Origin of the sequence: Arsenicicoccus sp. UBA2120 (genome assembly GCF_002330965.1) — a bacterium.
In the GTDB taxonomy this organism is placed as follows: Bacteria; Actinomycetota; Actinomycetes; order Actinomycetales; family Dermatophilaceae; genus Arsenicicoccus; species Arsenicicoccus bolidensis.
Genome location: NZ_DCYC01000038.1, coordinates 1 through 18968, shown reverse-complemented (window position 1 = coordinate 18968; position 18968 = coordinate 1). Strand labels below are relative to the sequence as shown.

Sequence of the window (18968 nt, the reverse complement as noted above, 5' to 3'; positions counted from 1 at the left end):
CCGGTGCCTGCTTCTCCCGCGAGACGCTCGACGCGATCGCCGAGATCGCCTGCCGCCACGACCTTCTCGTGATCGCGGACGACATCTACCCGCTGTACTCCTACGACGAGCCCCACCTCCCGATCGTCACGCTGCCGGGCATGGCCGAGCGCACGATCGTGCTGGGGTCGTTCAGCAAGGACTACGTCATGACGGGGTGGCGCATCGGCTACGCCATCGCTCCCCCGGCGATCGTCCGGACGATGAAGGACGTCAACGAGAACGCCGTCTTCACCGCCCCCGCGATCTCGCAGCGCGCCGCCCTGCACGCGCTGCGTCGCCGCCACGAGATCCAGCCCCCGATCAAGGAGCTCTACGCCGAGCGGATGCGCTACGCGTGGGAGCGGGTGTGCGCGACGCCGCGGATGTCGGCGCTGCGCCCCAAGGGGTCGATCTACCTGTGGGTCAACGTCACCGAGACCGGTCTGCCGAGCGCGGAGGTGGCCTCGCGCATCTTCGACGAGGCGCACGTGCTGACGATCCCGGGGACGGCGTTCGGCGACTCGTGCGAGGGCTACCTGCGGCTGGCGATGACGGTGTCGGTCGAGCGGTGCGCCGAGGCCTTCGACCGGATCGGGCGCATGCCCCTCTTCTCCTGACCCGCCGCCGGTAAAGGCATCGACCGGCCTTCGTCCCCCAGGCTGATGCCTTTACCGGCGGCGGGTCTTGACCGGCTCCTAGGCCGGCGCCATCGACTGCGGCATCTGCACCGCCACGACCCGCCCGCGAGCCACGACCGACTCCCCCGCCGACACGGTCTCCTCGACGACGACCTTGCGCCCCTTGACCTGCTCGATCACGCCCCGCACCTCCAGCTCGACCCCCATCGGCGTCGGCGCGAGGTAGTCCACCTGCAGGCTCGCCGTGACGTAGCGCAGCAGCGGCTCCGTCGCCGGGTCCAGCCCCGCCGCCCGCGACCCCGCGGCCGCCGCCGAGCCCGTCCCGTGGCAGTCGATCAGCGACGCCACCAGCCCGCCGTAGACATAGCCCGGGATCGCCGTGTGCTCCGGCCGCGGCGTGTAGCGCGCCACCGTCTCCTCGCCGTCCCAGTAGCTGCGCAGCCGGATCCCCGTCTCGTTGAGCCGCCCGCAGCCGTAGCAGTGCGCCACGTCCTCGGGATAGCCGTCCTGGAACGCCCTGCCGTCGCTCATCGCCCTGCCCCTCTCGTGTCGGTCACCCCGAGACTAGGGACGTCGGCCGTATGCCGCCCGCGCGCCCCCACGGTGGGTCGCCGAGCGGTGGCGCGGGGGCGTCATACGGTCGCCGCCAGCGTCAGGCCGCGGCCTGACGTCCGAGGTCCGAGGTCCGCGGCCTGAGGTCCGAGGGCCTGAGGTCCGAGGGCCTGAGGTCCGAGGTCCGAGGCCGGTGGTGCAGCGGGGTCAGGCCAGGTTCCGACGGTCCGTCAGGACGAGCGGCCCGTCCTCGGTGACGGCGATCGTGTGCTCGACGTGCGCGGTGCGGGAGCCGTCGGCGCTGCGCAGCGTCCACCCGTCGCGGTCCTTGGCGAGCTCGTCCGTGGTGGCCATGAGCCAGGGCTCGATCGCGATGACGAGGCCGGGACGCAGCCCGAGACCGCGTCCAGCACGCCCGTCGTTGGGGATGTGCGGCTCGCCGTGCATGGTGCGACCGACGCCGTGACCGCCGAACTGCGTGTTGACCCCGTAGCCCGCCTCCGCCGCCACCTCCCCGATGGCCGCGCTGACGTCGCCGAGCCGCTGGCCCACGCGCGCCGTGTCGATGGCCGCGGTCAGCGCCCGCTCGCAGGTGTCGATGAGCTCCAGGTCGGCCGGCGCGGCCTCGCCCACGATGAAGCTGATGGCGCTGTCGGCCACCCATCCGTCCACCGACGCGGCGAAGTCCAGGGTCACGAGGTCCCCGTCACGCAACCGATAGCGGTGCGGAAGTCCGTGCAGCACAGCGTCGTTGACGCTCGTGCAGATCACGTGCCCGAACGGCGAGTCGCCGAAGCTCGGGTGGTAGTCGAGGTAGCAGCTCGTCGCCCCGCGCTCCCGGATGAGCTCGTGCGCCCGCGCGTCGACGTCCAGCAGGTCCGTCCCCACGCCGACCTCGCGGCGCAGCGTCGCGAGCACCCGGGCGACGAACTCCCCCGCCGGACGCATCGCCTGGACCTCGGCCGGCGTCTTGTACTCGATCACCCGTCAACCTTCTCATCCGGATGCTCGATGCCGGTGCAGGCGCGTGCGCATCCGGCCGTATGCCGCAGCGCCCACCGCCTCCCGGGCCCCGGCATACGGCCGTCCCCCGTCTCGGCGACCGTCCCCCGTCGGCCCGGCCATCCTCTGCGGCACCCACCAGCCCCCGTGGCGTGCTGCAGCTCGCCACGGACACCAGCCGCCGCCACGGGCACCGGAACGTCCCGCCGAGGCAGCTGGCGTGGACGAGCCTCGTCGTCAGCCGTACTGATGGGACCGACTCCTCGACGCTCCGGGCCTCCCTCGTCCCTCGGTCGGATCCTCACGCCTTCGTCGTCAGTCCGTACTGATGGGACCGACTCCTCGACGCTCCGGGCCTCCCTCGTCCCTCGGTCGGATCCTCACGCCTTCGTCGTCAGTCCACACCGAACTCGATCGCGGCGTGGTCCAGGCTCTCCACGTCCTCGTCCGCCTCCAGGTAGCGGCGGTCGCGCGAGATGCGGTCGGCCCCACCGGGTTCGAGCTCTCCCATCAGCCTGCCCTGAGCGACGCCGAGCAGCCCCATCCCGGCATACTGCTCGAGCCGGGCGCGGGAGTCGGCGATGTCCAGGTTGCGCATGGTCAGCTGGCCGATGCGGTCCACGGGACCGAAGGCCGCGCCCTCGGTGCGCTCCATCGACAGCTTGTCCGGGTGATAGCTGAAGCCGGGGCCCTGCGTGTCGAGGATCGAGTAGTCCTCGCCACGGCGCAGGCGCAGCGTCACCTCGCCGGTCACGGCGGAGCCGACCCAGCGCTGCACGGACTCCCGGATCATGAGCGACTGCGGGTCGAGCCAGCGGCCTTCGTACATCAGGCGACCGAGCTTGCGCCCCATCTCGTGGTAGGTCTCGAGGGTGTCCTCGTTGTGGATCGCGTTGAGCAGCCGCTCGTAGGCGACGTAGAGCAGCGCCATGCCCGGCGCCTCGTAGATGCCGCGCGACTTGGCCTCGATGATGCGGTTCTCGATCTGGTCGGACATGCCGAGGCCGTGGCGTCCACCGATGCGGTTGGCCTCGAGGACCAGCTCCACGTCGCTCGCGAAGCCCTCGCCGTTGATGGCGACCGGCCGGCCGGACTCGAAGCGGATCGTGACGTCCTCCGTCTCGATCTCGACCGAGGGGTCCCAGAACTTCACGCCCATGATCGGCTCGACCGACTCCAGGCCGGTGTCGAGGTGCTCGAGGGTCTTGGCCTCGTGGGTGGCCCCCCAGATGTTGGCGTCGGTGGAGTAGGCCTTCTCCGTCGCGTCGCGGTAGGGCAGGTCACGCGTGGAGAGCCACTCGGACATCTCCTTGCGCCCGCCGAGCTCGTCGACGAAGTCCGCGTCCAGCCAGGGCTTGTAGATCTTGAGCCCCGGGTTGGCGAGCAGGCCGTAGCGGTAGAACCGCTCGATGTCGTTGCCCTTGAAGGTCGAGCCGTCGCCCCAGACGTGGACGTCGTCCTCCAGCATGGCGCGCACGAGCAGCGTCCCGGTGACGGCGCGGCCGAGCGGCGTGGTGTTGAAGTAGTAGCGACCGCCCGTGCGGATGTGGAACGCCCCGCAGGTCAGCGCGGCCAGGCCCTCCTCGACGAGCTGGGGTCGGCAGTCGACGAGGCGGGCGGCCTCGGCGCCGTACTCCATCGCGCGGCCGGGGACGCCGTCGATGTCGGGCTCGTCGGGCTGGCCGATGTCGGCCGTGTAGGTGAAGGGCACGGCGCCCTTCTCTCGCATCCACGCGACCGCCACGGAGGTGTCGAGGCCGCCGGAGAACGCCAGGCCGACGCGCCGGCCGATGGGGAGGGAGGTGAGAACCTTGGGCATACGGTCATCATACGGGCGGCTGCATGGCTATGCACAATTGCTCGTATGCCGCAGCCCGGCGTCTCGCGCTGCCGCACCTGTCTCGCGCTGCAGCACGAGACGAGCTCGCCGCCGGTGCCGTGCCACCTCAGCGAGCGGCGTCCTCACCCGGCTTGTCCACCGCACCGCCGTAGCGCCGGTCCCGCTCGGCATAGATCTGCACCGCGCGCCACAGGTCCCGCCGGTCGAAGTCGGGCCACAGCGTGTCGAGGAACACCATCTCGGCATACGCGCTCTGCCAGAGCAGGAAGTTGCTCGTGCGCTGCTCCCCCGAGGACCGCAGGAACAGGTCGACGTCGGGCATGTCCGGGTAGTCCAGGTGGCGCGCGATCGTCCGCTCGTCGATGCCGCGCGGCGACAGCCGGCCGGCCGCGACCTCCTCGGCGATGCGCCGCACGCTGTCGGCGATCTCGGCGCGACCGCCGTAGTTCACGCAGAAGTACAGCGTCAGGACGTCGTTGTCGCGGGTCAGGTCCTGGGCGTGCTCGAGCTCCTTGATGACGCTGGACCACAGGCGCGGCCGACGGCCGACCCAGCGCATCCGCACGCCCCACTCGGCCAGCTGGTCGCGGCGGCGGTGGATCACGTCGCGGTTGAAGCCCATGAGGAAGCGCACCTCGTCCGGGCTGCGGCGCCAGTTCTCGGTGGAGAAGGCATAGGCCGACAGGTTGGGGATCCCCATCTCGATGGCCCCCGCGACCACGTCGAGCAGGCTAGCCTCCCCCGCCTCGTGACCCTGGGTGCGCGGCAGGCCCCGCTGGTTGGCCCAGCGACCGTTGCCGTCCATGACGACGGCCACGTGGTTGGGGACGAGCTCGCGCGGTATGCCGGGCGGCCGGGCGCCGGAGGGGTGCGGGAACGGCGGCCGGACCTGACCCTTCCACGCCTCCGCTCGACGGGGCTCGGCTCGACGGGACCTCAGCGCCACGACCTGCTCCTTCTGATAGCTCGGATCGACCTGCTGGATGCGCTGGTCACGTGCGCTCGACCAGCCGCAGCGACCGGACCCCGCGCTCGAGGTGCCACTGCACGAAGGCCGCGACCAGCCCTGCCCCCTCGCGCCGGTGCCGCACCTCGCTCGAGTCGGCGGTCTCCCAGTCGCCCGACAGCAGCGCCGACAGCAGGATCATCGTGGCGGGGCTGGGTGCGGCGGACCCCGGGGTGCGGCAGTCTCGGCATACGGCACCGCCGGAGGCGAGGTTGAAGCCACGGTGCGGGCCCGGCGCACCGCACCGCGCGCACTCGTCGAAGCTCGGCGCCCAGCCGGCCGTGGCGACCGCGCGCAGGAGATAGGCGTCCATGACCAGGCCGCTCTCGTGCTCGTGCACCGCGAGGCTGCGCAGCGCGCCGGCCAGGAGCATGAACTGCTGGGCGTTGGGCTCGTGCTCGACCGTGAGCTGGTCGGCGGTCTCGACCATCGCGCTGGCCGCGGTGTAGGCGCCGTAGTCGCGCATGATCGTGTCGCCGTAGGCACCCAGCGTCTCGACCTGGGTCACGGTGTCGAGCGAACGCCCTTGGTAGAGCTGGACGTCCACGACCATGAACGGCTCGAGCCGGGCCCCGAAGCGGGACTTGGTGCGGCGCACGCCCTTGGCCACACCGCGGATCTTGCCGTGGCGCCGCGAGAGCATGGTGACGATGCGGTCCGCCTCACCCAGCTTGTGGGTGCGCAGGACCACCGCCTGATCCCGATAGAGCGCCATCACCCCCATCATCCCTGCTCCCGCCCGCAGGTCACTCCCCGACACCCACCCGGACACCCTCCCGGTGCGTTCAGGCCGGCGACCGGTCAGCGACGCACGGGCCAGTCCTCGGCGAGCAGGCCGTACACCCACGAGTCCGAGACCACGCCGTCGATGATGCAGTCCTGTCGCAGCGTCCCCTCCAGGACGAAGCCCAGCTTCTCCAGCACGCGACCGGACGCGGGGTTGCGGGTGTCGCACTCGGCCTGCACCCGGTTGAGCGGCAGCGCGTCGAACGCCCAGGTCAGCACGGCGCGGGAGGCCTCGGTGGCGTAGCCGTGGCCCCAGGACGTCTGGGTCAAGCAGTATCCGAGCCGGGCGCTGCGGAAGGTGTCGTCCCAGTCGACGAAGAGGCACCACCCGAGGAAGGCCCCGTCCTCGAGACGCTCGACCGCCACCCGGATGCCGCTGCCCTGCTCGGCCATGGTGCGGCAGCGCTCGAGGAAGACCCCGGCGCGGGCGGGATCGGTCCAGGGCGGTGAGTCCCAGTACTCCAGCACCCTCGCGTCGCTCATCAGGGCCGTCAGGTCGTCGGCATCGGACGCCGCGAACGGGCGCAGCAGCAGGCGATCGGTGCGCAGGGTGGGGGTGAGCAGCTCCATGCGGCCACCGTAGCGACGCGAAGAGACGGCGCCGAGGGAGTTTTCGGCGCTATGATCGAACGCATGATCGGACTGCAGGGCTCCATCTTCGACCTGGCGGAGGAGTGTGCGCCGGGTCCCCTCGACGGGATGCAGCGCACGGAGCTGACGCGGGGCGCCTGGGTCGATCACTTGCCCGGTTGGGTGCAGGGCTCCGGCCAGCTCTTCGACCGCCTCGTCGAGGTCGTGCCGTGGCACGCGGAGGAGCGCCAGATGTACGACAACGTCGTCGCGGTCCCGCGCCTCACGAAGTACTACGGCTCGCGCGAGACGCTGCCCGACCCCCTGCTCGACGACCTCCGGGACCGACTGTCGGCGCACTACCTGCCCGAGCTCGGCGAGCCCCTGACCAGCGCGGGGCTCTGCCTCTATCGCGACGGCGCCGACTCGGTCGCCTGGCACGGAGACACGATCGGTCGCGGCTCCACTCACGACACGATCGTCGCCATCGTCTCGGTGGGGGCGGCACGCACGCTGGCCCTGCGGCCCCGCGGGGGTGGCCCCACCGCGCACCGGTTCTCCCTCGGTCACGGCGACCTCGTCGTCATGGGTGGTTCGTGCCAGCGGACGTGGGAGCACGCCATACCGAAGTCGACCTCCGCCACCGGCCCCCGCATCTCGATCCAGTTCCGCCCCCGCGGCGTCCGCTGACCCTCCCCCCACTCCACCGACATCGTGGGGGTTTCGTCCAACGTCCTTGGACGAAACCCCCACGATCATCGTTGGTCGGGCGAGGTGAACGCCGTTGCCATGCGGGCTCGCTCGCGCTCGCCGATGCCGTATGACGCCGCTGCGCGGTCCCACCCGCTCGCGGCGGCCCGGACCTCGTCGAGGATCCGCGCGGCGTCGGTCTCCCCGAGGCGGAAGTACTCCGCGACGTCCAGCGCCGCCTCGATCGAGCCCCCGTCGCCCGGGTCGGCGACGTCCGTGGCGAAGGGGCCGGCGAAGGGCGTCGGGTTGAGGTCGAACGCCGGCGAGAGCACCCACCCATCGCCCTCGCGCAGGAAGCCGTGGTTGCGCAGGTGGTCGTCCGTGTTGTTGACCAGGATGCCGAGGACGACGCGCCGCCAGAGCTGGTGCAGGTCCTCGCGCGCCTGGGGCGAGACCTGCTCGACCACCTCGGCGATGTCCAGGTAGGTCGCGCGGTCGCCGTCGGTGGCCTCGAGCATCGTCATGGCGCTGACGTAGCCGAGCCGGTCGGCACCCCGCCGGTCGAAGCGCTCCACGACCAGCACGTCGCGGCCGCCCACCGCCACGAGCCGTGACGGCGGCACGACGACCTGTGCCGCGGCGGCCAGGTCGAGCGCGACCTTCTCCCAGGCCATGACGTTCCAGTCGTCGTGCAGGTCCGCGGGGAACTTGGCGATGCCGACCGCCCCTCCGGGCAGGCGCACGTGGGCCTTGGGGCGTGCCCCGCCGAGGGACGACCCGGCACCGACGAGCCGCCGCAGCTCCCCCAGGTCGGCCTCGTCGGACAGCACCTTGTCCGCCAGCGACAGCAGGGTGCCGAGCTCGGTGAGGACGGGCACGCCGTCCTGCGCCCCCGCCCGGAAGCTGCCCGGCGGGTCCGCCGGCAGGCGGTAGCGGAGCGCGCCCTGCCGCAGGTCGTCGCGCACGCCGAGCAGGAAGTCGGACTCCCCCGGCTGACGGGGCGTCTCGCCGGCCTCGCGAGCCGCCTCGGCGAGGGTGCGCCGCACCAGCGTCCGCCCCCACCGGTCGGGCGCACTGTCCGCGAAGGCGCCGAACAACCTCCCCGCACTGTGGAACCCACCGGATCGCAACGGCAGACCGGGCTCGAGCGCATAGGCGCCCTCGCGCGCGAGGTAGCCCGGGTCGTAGGTGAAGGTGAGGGACTCGGCCCCGCGCCCCTGGTGCACGTGCATGGTCCCCACCCGCACGTCGGGGTCGAGCCACACCTCGACGGTGATCACGGCTCCCCCGCTCCGGCCCGGCGTCGCACCCGCCGCGGCAGGAGCTCCTCCGCACGCAGCCGTCCCACGTCGCTGCGGAGGGGATCGACCGACGCCACGAGCTCGTCGAGCACACCCAGCGCCCGGGCCACCCGCAGGGCGTGCTCCAGCGCCGCACCCTCACCGGCCTCGAGGCGCTTGACGGTGCGCTCCGAGATGCCTGCGCGGTCGGCGACCTGGGCCACCGTCAGTCCCTGCAACACCCGCCAGCCGCGCAACGACTCCCCCAGGCTCGCCAGAGCGCGGGTGACGGGGCGTGGCGTCGGGCTCGTCATACAGCCAAACTAGCAACACGGGGCCAGATCTGACCCCTTAACCCTGCAACTAGGCCAGATCTGTCCCCCCACAACCGCAGGTCGTGAGTGTTCGGTCCAAGACTCTTGGACCAAACACTCACGATCGTGGGGGTGGGTGGGAGGGGTGAGTCGTCAGCGCTCGGCGCGGTTGACCGCCGAGACCACGGCCTCGATCGAGGCGCGCAGGATGTTCTCGTGCAGGCCGATGCCCCAGAGGACGCGCTCGCCGACGGCACACTCGACGTATGACGCCGCCCGGGCGTCGCCACCCGCCGACATGGCGTGCTCGGCGTAGTCGAGGACGCGCACGTCGACGCCATAGGCACCCAGCGCGTCGACGAAGGCCGCGATCGGACCGTTGCCGCTGCCCGTCAGGACCTGCTCGACCCCACGGTCGTCGATCCGGAAGGACCACGTGCCGCGTCCGCCCTCGCCCTCGTCGTCCGTGCGAACTCCCTTGAGCGCGAACCGGCCCCAGCGCCGCTCGGCCGGCAGGTACTCGTCCTCGAAGACCTCCCACAGCTGCGCCGGCGACACCTCGCCGCCCTGCGCGTCCGTGCGGGCCTGCACGACGGCGCTGAACTCCATCTGGAGGCGGCGCGGCAGGTCCAGCCCGCGCTCGGACTTGAGGATGTAGGCGACGCCGCCCTTGCCGGACTGGCTGTTGACGCGGACGACCGCCTCGTAGGACCGGCCGATGTCGTGCGGGTCGATCGGCAGGTAGGGCACGCCCCACACGAGCTCGTCGATCCCCTTGCCGGAGGACGCGGACTCGCGGTCCATCCAGTCGAAGCCCTTCTTGATGGCGTCCTGGTGCGACCCGGAGAAGGCCGTGAAGACGAGGTCGCCGCCGTAGGGGTGGCGCTCGTGGACGGGCAGCTGGTTGCAGTGCTCGACCACCGAGCGGATGCCGGCCATGTCGGAGAAGTCGATCTGCGGGTCGATGCCCTGGCTGACCATGTTCATGCCGAGCGTGACCAGGCAGACGTTGCCGGTGCGCTCGCCGTTGCCGAACAGGCAGCCCTCGATGCGGTCCGCCCCGGCCAGGTAGCCCAGCTCGGCCGCCGCGACGCCCGACCCGCGGTCGTTGTGCGGGTGCAGGGACAGGACGACGGACTCGCGGCGGTCCAGGTGCCGGCTCATCCACTCGATCGAGTCGGCGTAGACGTTGGGCGTGGCCATCTCGACCGTGGCCGGCAGGTTGATGATGATCTTGTGGTCCGGGGTCGGGTCGATGACCTCGATGACCTCGTTGCAGACGCGGGCGGCGAACTCGAGCTCGGTGCCCGTGTAGGACTCCGGGGAGTACTCGTAGTAGATGTCCGTGTCGGGCAGCGTCTCCTCGAGCTTCTTGCACAGGCGGGCGCCCTGCAGCGCGATGTCGACGATGCCGTCCTGGTCGAGGCCGAAGACGACCTTGCGCTGCAGCACCGAGGTGGAGTTGTAGAAGTGGACGATCGCCTGCTTGGCGCCCCGCAGGGCGTCGTACGTGCGCTCGATCAGGTGGTCGCGGCACTGCGTGAGGACCTGGAGCGTCACGTCGTCCGGGATGTGACCGCCCTCGATCAGCTGGCGGACGAAGTCGTAGTCGGTCTGGCTGGCGCTCGGGAAGCCGACCTCGATCTCCTTGTAGCCCATGGCGACGAGCAGCTGGAACATGCGCAGCTTGCGCTCCGGGCTCATCGGGTCGATGAGGGCCTGGTTGCCGTCCCGCAGGTCGACGGCGCACCAGCGCGGGGCGGCCTGCATGACCTTGTCGGGCCAGGTGCGGTCGGGCAGCTCGACGCGGATCTGCTCGTGGAAGGGGACGTACTTGCCAACCGGCATCGGGCTGGGCTGCTGGGGGTGGATCATGCTCTCGTGCCTCACAGTTCGCTGGTCGCTGTCATGCTCGACGGCCGAGCAGAGCGAGCTCCGCGGCGAGGGCGGCCGTCTCTAGAGGGCCTCGCCGCGGCAGGGAAGGAGGAGGCTCCAGGTGGCCGGGTGGACGGCCCCGTTCCGCATACGCACGATCCTGACCGTATGGCGATGCCCCCGGCCCGTCCACCTGGCACGCCGGGCGGTCCCGCATCCTGGGACGCCGTGTCCACGTCACGTCCTGCTGGAGACGGCGCGGGGCGTTCTCCTGATGGCGCGGTCTCGGCAGGCAGTCGAGCCCCAGCAGTCACATGCTGGTCGTATGCCGACCGCGCCTGCGCAGCTCCCCGCCCCCGTCCTGCCGCGCTGCTGCGGCATCGTCCCGCCGCACCTGCTGCGGCACATCGCCGAGGACGCGCCGGAGCGGCGCGCGGTCGAGGCGGCGCGGCACACGTTGCAGCACGACACGCGCAAGCGCAGCACACGCGAGGTCCGCACCACCCGTCCGGAGCCGCGCCTGCCGGGGGCGATCGGCCTGCGGGACTCGCGCACCCGTCATACGACTCCTGCTGCGCCACAACCGGGCTCGCCGTCGCAGCCCGTCACGCTGAAGCCCGACCGCCGCCTCCACGACGCCCGGCACGGCACGACCCTGCCCGGTCAGCTGGTCCGCTCCGAGGACGATCCCCCCACCAAGGACGAGTCCGTGACCGAGGCCTACGACGGGCTGGGGGTGACCTATCGCCTGCTGGCGGACGTCTACGGCCGGGACTCGCTCGACGGGCGCGGGCTGACGCTGGTGGCGACGGTGCACTACGACCGGGACTACAGCAACGCCTTCTGGGACGGCGAGCAGATGGTGTTCGGCGACGGCGACGGGGTCTACTTCGCGTCGTTCACCGACTCCATCGACGTCATGGGCCACGAGCTGGCGCACGGCATCACGCAGTTCACGGCGGGACTGACCTACGTCGGGCAGTCCGGCGCCCTCAACGAGTCGATCTCGGACGTCATCGGCTCGCTGACCAAGCAGCACTCCCTCGGGCAGACCGCGGACCAGGCCGACTGGCTGATCGGGGCCGGGATCTTCACCCCCAAGGTCCACGGGGTGGCGCTGCGGTCCATGAAGGCGCCCGGCACGGCCTATGACGACCCCGCCCTGGGCAAGGACCCGCAGCCGGGGTCGATGGAGGACTACGTCGACCTGCCGCACGACAGCGACAACGACAACGGTGGGGTCCACATCAACTCCGGCATCCCTAACCGCGCGTTCTACCTCGCGGCGGCTGCGCTGGGCGGGCACGCGTGGGAGCGGGCCGGACAGGTGTGGTGGGACGTGCTGACGGCGGCGCACGGCGTGCGGATCCCGCAGGACTGCGGCTTCGCCCGGTTCGCGCGGGCCACCCTCGACGCGGCGGCCGCCCGCTACGGTGCCGACAGTGAGGAGAGCACCGCCGTCGCACAGGCGTGGCAGCAGGTCGGGGTCGAGCCGGCCACCGGCAAGGACTCCGACGACTAGCGTGGTGGCGTGCGCCTCGAGAATCTGGTCATGCAGGCCCGCGACGCCGAGCGCGTCGGTGCCTTCTGGACCCAGGCCCTGGGGCTGGTGGACGCCGGCCCCACGGACTTCGGGTTCGAGGGCCGGCTGGTGCTCGGCGACGACCTGTTCCTCGACCTCAGCGTCGAGCAGGTCGACCGGGCGCCGACCCCCTCCCCTCGGCTACACCCCGACCTGGCCGGCGGCGCGCGCCAGCAGGAGGTGGTCGACCGTCTGCTCGGCCTGGGCGCTCGGCACCTTGACGTCGGTCAGCGCGACGTGCCGTGGGTCGTGCTCGCCGATCCCGACGGCAACCCCTTCTGCGTGATGGAGGATCGCGAGGCCTTTCGCGACACCGGGCCGATCGCCGCGCTGCCGCTGGACAGCGCCGATCCCGAGCGCGACGCCGCGCTGTATGCCGCCCTGACCGGATGGGTGCAGGGCGTCGGCTCCGCGCCGGTCACGCTGAGGCACCCGAGCCTGCGAGGCCCTCTGCTCGAGCTCTGGCGAGAGCTGTCGGCCAAGCAGGGTCAGAACCGGCTGCACCTCGACGTCCGGCCCGAGGCCGACGATCCGTCGCGGGACGAGCTCGTCGACCTCGCCCTCACCTTCGGGGCCACCCGCGCCGACGACGACTGGGCACAGGGGCATCCCTGGGTCGTCCTGCGGGACACCTCGGGCAACGAGCTCTGCATCCTCGACCAGCTGGACGGCTAGCAGCCCCTATCTCCCGGCGCCCCAGCGCCACAGCGTCCGATGCACCGGGCCGGCGTCGAGATAGCGCAGCACGACCTCGATGTCGGCGTGCAGCTGCTCCAGCCCGCGCCGGTAGTGCGCCGGGAAGCGGTGCTGGAGGGGATCGATGCTGTCGCGGGCCACGGCTGCGGTGGCGAGCAGGTCCGGGAGCCGGGTGCGTGGCACGCGGACGTGCAGCCGGCCGTCCACCGTGTCGAGGTAGAGCAGGCACCGGCCGGTCAGGGGCAGCACGGCCGCCGCGGCCTCCGCCCGCAGCTGGTCGCTGCGCCCCTGCCCGAGACGACCCCAGCAGGACCGCAGCGCAGAGGTGTAGCGAGACGAGGCCAGGTAGCGCTGGGCGAGCAGCTGGCAGGTCTCGTACTCCTCGTCGTCGAGGACGGCGGCCGACTGCCTGAGCGCGTCGATGAGCAGCAGCAGAGCGAGCGGCCCGCTGCCCAGCTCGAGCGACTCCGCCGCGAGACGCCGCTGGTCGGCCGGCAGTCGGGCCGTATGACGCTGCAGGAGGTCCGCGATGCGTCCGTCGATCGGCTCCAGCGCCTGCGGGGCCGGTGAGCGCAGGAACCCCCACAGCTCCAGCGGACGATGATCGGGGTTGCCGGGCGCCAGGCCAGGGGACAGTGCGCGACAGTCGGCCAGGTCCGCGCGCAGGTCCTGCCCGCTCAGGGTCACGGCCCCGAGCGCGTCCGGGTCCAGCAGCGCCATGAACTCGATCTCGCGGGCGGCAGTCGTCAGGACCTCCGCCTCCAGGTCGTGCAAGGACACGGCGACGGCGTCGGGGTACTGCGCCAGCAGCTTCATCGTCGCTCCTCCGAGCTCCACGGCCAGGTCCACGTCGGCTGGGTGCCGTCCCTGAGCGTGGTCAAGGTCGTGGTCATCTCGGTCCTCCAGGTCGTCGGGGGCTTCTCGGGAAGGGGGTTTCGGTCGACATACTCCTGCTGCAGATCGCCCGGCGCGGTCCGCGGGGGCGGCGTGGGATCGAGCCCCTCCCTCGCGCGCTGCGCGGCGTCCTGGGCCAGCATCCGCTGCTCGTGGGCCTCCTGCGTGACGCGGAAGCTCGTGCCGCCGTCGGACGCGCGCTCGTTGGTGATCACGATGTGCTGGTCGGTGCGGTCCAGGTGGTAGGCCCGCTGACCGGCCAGCTCGACGCGCGGCTGGGTGTACATCGAGCGGAAGATGCGCTCCTCGAGCTCCGCGTGCGACGTGATCTCCGGCATGTCGGGGGTGTGGACCTTGGCGCCCTTCTTGTCGAGACCGAGCACGTGCTTGTCGTAGGAGTGGCCCCGGGCGATCCGCTGCGCCGTGGCGCCGTACTCCACGTGCACCCGGTTGGTCACCTTGCCGAACATGTCGTGGGCGGCGCGGTTGCGGGCGACCTCGACGGCCCGCGGGTCGGGCCGCGGCGTGCGCACGACCCGGGGGCGCTGCCCGTCTAGATATCCCTGGGAGACGGCGGTCGCCGCGCGAGCCCACAGCGTGAGGGTCGAGTGCTGCACGGGGACGTCCATCACGTATGGCGCGCCGTCCGGGGACTCGAACGGCTCCGCCTCGTGGGCCCACTCGTAGGGGTGCGTGTAGACCCACTGCGCCAGCTCGTGATCGCCGGTCGCCAGCAGCACGGAGCGCGCGAGCATCCCGGCGTCCCCGTGGTCGGAGTACTCGTCCGCCGCGGTGGCGAACGCCTCGTCCTCGGCATAGCGCTGCCGTGACTCCTCGCTCACCGGGCCCCGGCCCCTCTTGTGGGTGTGCGAGGAGACGACCCCCACCACCTGGTGGGCACGGGTGCGCAGGTCCTCGTCGCGGGAGGCGGCCGAGGCGGCCACGGAGGTGGCCGTGGCCACGCCGGGTCGACAGACGGCCGAGGACGAGGTCACCTCCCCGGCGCCGATGCCGGCCAGGGCCCGGGCGAGCGAGTGGTCGACGTCGTCAGCCGTCGCCAGGAGTGCCTGGACATCGCCCTCCGCCGTGGTCCGCAGACCGAGCCGCTCGGCCGGCGACCACGCCGCGTCCACGGCCGGGAGGCACGCCTGCAGGTCGACGACCCGCCCGTCGTCGGTGAGCTCGAACCCGGTGGTGCGCAACGACTCCTCGAGCTGACGCAGGGCGACGACGAGCTGGTCGAGCCGTCCGGCGGCCGCCTGCAGGGCCTCGGCGACCGCCGCGACCTCGGCCGCCTCGGCCCGCACGCCTGCCCTGACGCCGTCGAGCCCGGACCGCGCGGCGTCGGCGGCCTCGCCGCGCCATCCGGCGACCTCGTCGGGCAGCCGCTGGGCGACGCCGCCGAGGGTCACGGCACGCCCGCCGACCGAGGCGGCCACGTCGCGGACCCCGGACGCCGACCAGCGCCGCACCTGCTCCAGCGTCGTCATGGCGCACCGTCCAGGGCGGTCGTCGCCGCGTCCTCGCACGCGCCGTAGGCCTCGCCCGCGCCCACGAGGGCGTCACCGAGCAGGCCAAGGGCCTGGTGCAGCAGCGCGAGCCGGCCGTCCAGCAGCTCGGCCAACCTGGATGCCACCTCGGCGCTGACGCTGCCGGGGAGAGCACCGGCGAGCTGCTCCACCACCGGCGCGACGCGCGCGTGGGCCAGCTCGTCGGCGGCGCCACGCACGCAGGTGCCGCCGTCGACGACGGCGGGCACGGTCACGGCATACCGGCTCATCTGCGGGCCACCTCCTGCTCGACTGATGTCAGGAGGGTATGGCGACCGCCGCCTCGCGGCCCCGCGTCATCCACAGGCGGGGCACGCGGCCGGATCCGTCATCCACAGGCCGCGCCGCGAGGGTCAGAAGCCGAGGCGCTGCAGCTGCTTGGGGTCGCGCTGCCAGTCCTTGGCGACCTTGACGTGCAGGTCGAGATAGACCCGCTGGCCGAGCAGGGCCTCGATCTGGGTGCGGGCCTGGGTGCCGACCTCGCGCAGGCGGGAGCCGCCGCGGCCGATGACGATGGCCTTCTGCGAGGGGCGCTCGACGAAGACGTTGACCCGCACGTCGAGCAGCGGGCTGTCCTCGGGCCGGTCCTCGCGCGGGACCATCTCCTCGACGACCACGGCCAGGGAGTGCGGCAGCTCGTCGCGCACGCCCTCGAGCGCCGCCTCGCGCACGAGCTCGGCGATCATGACGGCCTCGGGCTCGTCGGTGAGGTGACCCTCAGGATAGAGCGGCGGCGACTCGGGCAGGTAGGACACGAGCACCTCGGCGACCTCGCCGACCTGGTCGCCGGACGTGGCGGAGCAGGGGATGATCGCGTCCCACGAGCCCAGCTGGTCCACGGCGATGAGGTGCTCGGCGAGCCGCTGCCGATCGACCTTGTCGCTCTTGGTGACCAGGGCGACGACCGGGCGACGACGCGACCGCTGCAGCTCGGCGAGCTCGGCGGCGATGAACTGGTCGCCGGGGCCGGGTCGCTGGTCGGCAGGGAGGCAGAAGCCGATGACGTCGACCTCCAGCAGGGTCTCGCGGACGAGGTCGTTGAGCCGCTGGCCGAGCAGGGTGCGCGGCTTGTGCAGTCCCGGGGTGTCCACCAGGATCAGCTGGCCCTGCTCGGTGTTGGCGACGCCACGGATGGTGTGCCGGGTCGTCTGGGGCTTGCTGCTGGTGATCGCGACCTTCTGCCCGACGAGGGCGTTGGTCAGCGTGGACTTGCCGGCGTTGGGGCGACCCACGAGGCAGGCGAATCCTGCGCGGAAGGGTGTGCTCATGAGTGGTCCTCCTGGTGCCGGGCGGCGTCGACGGTGTCGGCGCGAAGGGTGCGGTCCCGATCACGCTCAGCCTCCCACACGTCGACCGGCGAGGGTTCCTGCGGCAGGCGGCGCACGACGACGGTCGCGATCCGGTGCCAGCGGCCGGCCGGACGCTCGGCGGTGAGCTCGAGGCCGAGCAGCTCGACCCGCGACCCGGGGATCGGGACGCGGCCGGAGGCCTTGGCGATCAGCCCGCCGACGGTGTCGACGTCCTCCTCCTCGAGGTCGATCCCGAACTCCTCGGCGAAGTCGTCGACGTGCATGGTGGCGGGGATCCGGACCGTGCCGTCCTCGAGGGGCTCGACCCCCTGCGCCTCGCGGTCGTGCTCGTCGGCGATCTCGCCGACGATCTCCTCGAGGATGTCCTCGATGGTGACGAGGCCGGCGGTGCCGCCATACTCGTCGACCACCACGGCCAGGTGGACCTGGTCCTGCTGCATCTCGCGGAGCAGGTCGTCGACCGGCTTGCTGTCGGGGACGAAGTGCATGGGCCGCATCAGCTCCTCGACGGGCAGCGACCTGGCCTGCTCGTCGTCGTTGACCCGCCGGGTGACGTCCTTGAAGTAGAGCAGCCCGAGCACGTCGTCGCTGTCCTCCCCCACGACCGGGATGCGCGAGAACCCGGAGCGCAGGAAGAGCGACATGGCCTTGCCGAGCGTCTTGTCGTGCTCCAGGGTGAGCATGTCGGTGCGCGGCACCATCACCTCGCGGGCGACGGTGTCCCCGAGCTCGAAGACGGAGTGGATCATCTCGCGCTCGTCGTCCTCGATGACGTCGCGCTGGCTCGCGATGTCGACGAGGTCGCGCAGCTCCGCCTCGGTGGCGAACGGCCCCTCGGCGTAACCCTTTCCGGGCGTCACGGCGTTGCCGAAGGCGACGAGCAGGCGGACGACGGGGCCGAGGACGCGGCGCAGCCACACGAGGGTCGGCGACATCATCAGGGACACGCGCGTGGCGTGCTGGTGCCCCAGCGTCCGCGGCGAGACCCCCGCCAGGACGAAGGACAGAAGCGCCATGACGCCGATGCTGACGAGCACGGGCGCGACCGGGCCGTCGAGGCGCTCGGTCACCGCGACCGTGACGAGCACGGCCATCGTCGCCTCCATGACGACACGGAGGAAGGTGGCGGCCGAGATGTAGCCGGGCTTGTCGGCGACGACCGTGGCGAGGGCTCGCGCGCCGGGGCGGCCCTCGTCGAGCATCTCCTCGCTGGTGTGCCGCGAGACGCGTTGCACCGCAGACTCGGTCAGCGCCAGCACGAAGGTCAGGACCAGGGCCAGCACCGCACCCAGGACGAGCTGGATCGTCACGATCAGCCCTGCGGTCGCCCGCGGCCGGCGAGGTAGGTGAGGAGCAGCGTGCGCTGCAGGTCGAACATCTCACGCTCCTCGTCCGGCTCGGCGTGGTCGTAGCCGAGCAGGTGCAGGATGCCGTGGGTGGTCAGCAGGAGCAGCTCCTCCTCGAAGGAGTGCCCGGCCCCCGCGGCCTGCTTCTTGGCGACCGAGGGGCACAGCACGATGTCGCCGAGCACGCCCTCCTGCAGCCGCTGCCCCTCGCGACCCGGCCGCAGCTCGTCCATCGGGAAGCTCATGACGTCGGTCGGACCCTCGAGGTCCATCCACTGCACGTGGAGCCGCTCCATGGAGTCCTCGTCGACGAGGGTGATGGCGAGGTCGGCGCCGCGGTGGACCCGCATGGCGCCGTAGACGAACTGGGACAGCGCGACGAGCTCGCGCACGTCGACCCGGTGGTCGGTCTCGTTGTGGACGTCGATGCTCATCGGCGCGGCGCCTGTCCCCTCTGGTGGTGCGTGGTGCGGCCCTGCGAGGTGCCGCCGTGCTGCGACTCGTCCCAGGCGCCGTAGGCCTGGACGATCTCGCCGACGAGCCGGTGGCGCACGACGTCGGCCGCCGAGAGCTCGGAGAAGTGGATGTCCTCGACGTCGGACAGGATGTCGCGCACGACGCGCAGGCCCGACTGGGTGCCGCCCGGCAGGTCGACCTGGGTCACGTCACCGGTGACGACGATGCGGGAGCCGAACCCGAGACGGGTGAGGAACATCTTCATCTGCTCGGGCGAGGTGTTCTGCGCCTCGTCAAGGATGATGAACGCGTCGTTGAGGGTGCGGCCGCGCATGTAGGCCAGCGGCGCCACCTCGATGGTCCCGGCGGCCATCAGCCGCGGGATCTGCTCGGGGTCGAGCATGTCGTGCAGCGCGTCGTAGAGCGGGCGCAGGTAGGGGTCGATCTTGTCGGTGAGCGTGCCGGGCAGGAAGCCGAGCTTCTCCCCCGCCTCGACCGCCGGCCGGGTCAGGATGATCCGCGTGACGTCCTTGGCCTGCAGCGCGGCGACGGCCTTGGCC

The 18968-nt window shown here is 71.9% G+C and carries 20 protein-coding genes; 4 read left to right on the top strand and 16 right to left on the bottom strand.

Going from position 1 to position 18968, the window contains the following annotated elements; all coding sequences use genetic code 11:
- A partial coding sequence (locus tag B2P18_RS05010; protein WP_286956328.1) for an aminotransferase class I/II-fold pyridoxal phosphate-dependent enzyme occupies positions 1-638 on the top strand: 638 nt, incomplete at its 5' end.
- Between the two features lie 78 nt (positions 639-716).
- On the opposite strand, the gene B2P18_RS05005 is transcribed toward B2P18_RS05010, so the two are convergent.
- The 6 genes from B2P18_RS05005 to B2P18_RS04980 all read right to left on the bottom strand — a co-directional run bounded on the left by B2P18_RS05005 (position 717) and on the right by B2P18_RS04980 (position 6415).
- Positions 717-1190: a PaaI family thioesterase gene (locus B2P18_RS05005; RefSeq protein ID WP_029212415.1), complete on the bottom strand. Its 474-nt coding sequence runs from the start codon at positions 1188-1190 to the stop codon at positions 717-719.
- Between the two features lie 228 nt (positions 1191-1418).
- Positions 1419-2195 carry a type I methionyl aminopeptidase gene (gene map / locus B2P18_RS05000; RefSeq protein ID WP_029212414.1) on the bottom strand — a complete coding sequence of 259 codons (777 nt, stop codon included), beginning with the start codon at positions 2193-2195 and terminating at the stop codon, positions 1419-1421.
- Between the two features lie 412 nt (positions 2196-2607).
- The gene (gene argG / locus B2P18_RS04995; protein WP_286956320.1) at positions 2608-4032 is read right to left on the bottom strand and encodes an argininosuccinate synthase; all 1425 of its coding nucleotides are present in this window, start codon (positions 4030-4032) and stop codon (positions 2608-2610) included.
- Between the two features lie 127 nt (positions 4033-4159).
- Positions 4160-4993: an isoprenyl transferase gene (locus B2P18_RS04990; protein ID WP_051274174.1), complete on the bottom strand. Its 834-nt coding sequence runs from the start codon at positions 4991-4993 to the stop codon at positions 4160-4162.
- 52 nt (positions 4994-5045) lie between these two features.
- Positions 5046-5774, bottom strand: a complete 729-nt coding sequence (gene recO / locus B2P18_RS04985; RefSeq protein WP_239266137.1) for a DNA repair protein RecO — start codon at positions 5772-5774, stop codon at positions 5046-5048.
- Positions 5775-5860: 86 nt separating this feature from the next.
- Positions 5861-6415 (bottom strand): GNAT family N-acetyltransferase, encoded by a 555-nt coding sequence (locus B2P18_RS04980; RefSeq protein ID WP_286956316.1) that lies wholly within the window; start codon positions 6413-6415, stop codon positions 5861-5863.
- Between the two features lie 63 nt (positions 6416-6478).
- Here B2P18_RS04980 and B2P18_RS04975 point away from each other — a divergent pair, with 63 nt between their 5' ends.
- Entirely contained in the window at positions 6479-7105 is a 627-nt protein-coding gene (locus B2P18_RS04975; protein ID WP_034253654.1) for an alpha-ketoglutarate-dependent dioxygenase AlkB, read from the top strand.
- Positions 7106-7170: 65 nt separating this feature from the next.
- Here B2P18_RS04975 and B2P18_RS04970 read toward each other — a convergent pair whose 3' ends face one another.
- From B2P18_RS04970 to leuA, 3 genes are all read right to left on the bottom strand, one after another.
- Positions 7171-8385 (bottom strand): type II toxin-antitoxin system HipA family toxin, encoded by a 1215-nt coding sequence (locus B2P18_RS04970; protein ID WP_286956315.1) that lies wholly within the window; start codon positions 8383-8385, stop codon positions 7171-7173.
- Positions 8382-8699, bottom strand: coding sequence for a helix-turn-helix transcriptional regulator (locus tag B2P18_RS04965; protein ID WP_037211684.1), 318 nt, complete (start codon positions 8697-8699; stop codon positions 8382-8384). Before B2P18_RS04965 ends, B2P18_RS04970 begins: the two co-directional genes overlap by 4 nt.
- Before the next feature lie 153 nt (positions 8700-8852).
- Entirely contained in the window at positions 8853-10574 is a 1722-nt protein-coding gene (leuA, locus tag B2P18_RS04960; protein ID WP_286956310.1) for a 2-isopropylmalate synthase, read from the bottom strand.
- 325 nt (positions 10575-10899) lie between these two features.
- On the opposite strand from leuA, the gene B2P18_RS04955 reads away from it, so the two are divergent.
- Positions 10900-12096 (top strand): M4 family metallopeptidase, encoded by a 1197-nt coding sequence (locus B2P18_RS04955; protein WP_286956308.1) that lies wholly within the window; start codon positions 10900-10902, stop codon positions 12094-12096.
- Positions 12097-12105: 9 nt separating this feature from the next.
- Positions 12106-12831, top strand: a complete 726-nt coding sequence (locus B2P18_RS04950) for a VOC family protein (RefSeq protein WP_286956305.1) — start codon at positions 12106-12108, stop codon at positions 12829-12831.
- A gap of 6 nt (positions 12832-12837) precedes the next feature.
- Here B2P18_RS04950 and B2P18_RS04945 read toward each other — a convergent pair whose 3' ends face one another.
- From B2P18_RS04945 to B2P18_RS04915, 7 genes are all read right to left on the bottom strand, one after another.
- On the bottom strand, positions 12838-13668 hold the full coding sequence (locus tag B2P18_RS04945) for a hypothetical protein (protein ID WP_239266357.1): 831 nt from the start codon (positions 13666-13668) through the stop codon (positions 12838-12840).
- Complete coding sequence (locus tag B2P18_RS04940) at positions 13665-15236, bottom strand: hypothetical protein (protein ID WP_286956299.1); 1572 nt, start codon at positions 15234-15236, stop codon at positions 13665-13667. Before B2P18_RS04940 ends, B2P18_RS04945 begins: the two co-directional genes overlap by 4 nt.
- A complete protein-coding gene (locus B2P18_RS04935; protein WP_286956295.1) occupies positions 15233-15526 on the bottom strand; it encodes a hypothetical protein in 294 nt (97 codons plus the stop codon). The genes B2P18_RS04940 and B2P18_RS04935 overlap by 4 nt, the downstream gene beginning before the upstream one ends.
- Positions 15527-15649: 123 nt before the next feature.
- Positions 15650-16564, bottom strand: coding sequence for a GTPase Era (gene era / locus B2P18_RS04930; protein ID WP_019284628.1), 915 nt, complete (start codon positions 16562-16564; stop codon positions 15650-15652).
- Positions 16561-17916, bottom strand: coding sequence for a hemolysin family protein (locus B2P18_RS04925; protein WP_286956293.1), 1356 nt, complete (start codon positions 17914-17916; stop codon positions 16561-16563). Before B2P18_RS04925 ends, era begins: the two co-directional genes overlap by 4 nt.
- Before the next feature lie 2 nt (positions 17917-17918).
- Positions 17919-18386: an rRNA maturation RNase YbeY gene (gene ybeY / locus B2P18_RS04920; protein ID WP_019284626.1), complete on the bottom strand. Its 468-nt coding sequence runs from the start codon at positions 18384-18386 to the stop codon at positions 17919-17921.
- A partial coding sequence (locus tag B2P18_RS04915) for a PhoH family protein (protein ID WP_286956284.1) occupies positions 18383-18968 on the bottom strand: 586 nt, incomplete at its 5' end. The genes B2P18_RS04915 and ybeY, both read right to left, overlap by 4 nt.

Bases quoted from the DNA above. Each gene is read 5' to 3' on its own strand.
- B2P18_RS05005 (WP_029212415.1), bottom strand. From the start codon at position 1,190: ATGAGCGACGGCAGGGCGTTCCAGGACGGCTATCCCGAGGACGTGGCG.
- argG (WP_286956320.1), bottom strand. From the start codon at position 4,032: ATGCCCAAGGTTCTCACCTCCCTCCCCATCGGCCGGCGCGTCGGCCTG.
- recO (WP_239266137.1), bottom strand. From the start codon at position 5,774: ATGGCGCTCTATCGGGATCAGGCGGTGGTCCTGCGCACCCACAAGCTG.
- B2P18_RS04980 (WP_286956316.1), bottom strand. From the start codon at position 6,415: ATGGAGCTGCTCACCCCCACCCTGCGCACCGATCGCCTGCTGCTGCGC.
- B2P18_RS04975 (WP_034253654.1), top strand. From the start codon at position 6,479: ATGATCGGACTGCAGGGCTCCATCTTCGACCTGGCGGAGGAGTGTGCG.
- B2P18_RS04965 (WP_037211684.1), bottom strand. From the start codon at position 8,699: ATGACGAGCCCGACGCCACGCCCCGTCACCCGCGCTCTGGCGAGCCTG.
- leuA (WP_286956310.1), bottom strand. From the start codon at position 10,574: ATGATCCACCCCCAGCAGCCCAGCCCGATGCCGGTTGGCAAGTACGTC.
- B2P18_RS04955 (WP_286956308.1), top strand. From the start codon at position 10,900: ATGCCGACCGCGCCTGCGCAGCTCCCCGCCCCCGTCCTGCCGCGCTGC.
- B2P18_RS04945 (WP_239266357.1), bottom strand. From the start codon at position 13,668: ATGAAGCTGCTGGCGCAGTACCCCGACGCCGTCGCCGTGTCCTTGCAC.
- B2P18_RS04940 (WP_286956299.1), bottom strand. From the start codon at position 15,236: ATGACGACGCTGGAGCAGGTGCGGCGCTGGTCGGCGTCCGGGGTCCGC.
- B2P18_RS04935 (WP_286956295.1), bottom strand. From the start codon at position 15,526: ATGAGCCGGTATGCCGTGACCGTGCCCGCCGTCGTCGACGGCGGCACC.
- era (WP_019284628.1), bottom strand. From the start codon at position 16,564: ATGAGCACACCCTTCCGCGCAGGATTCGCCTGCCTCGTGGGTCGCCCC.
- ybeY (WP_019284626.1), bottom strand. From the start codon at position 18,386: ATGAGCATCGACGTCCACAACGAGACCGACCACCGGGTCGACGTGCGC.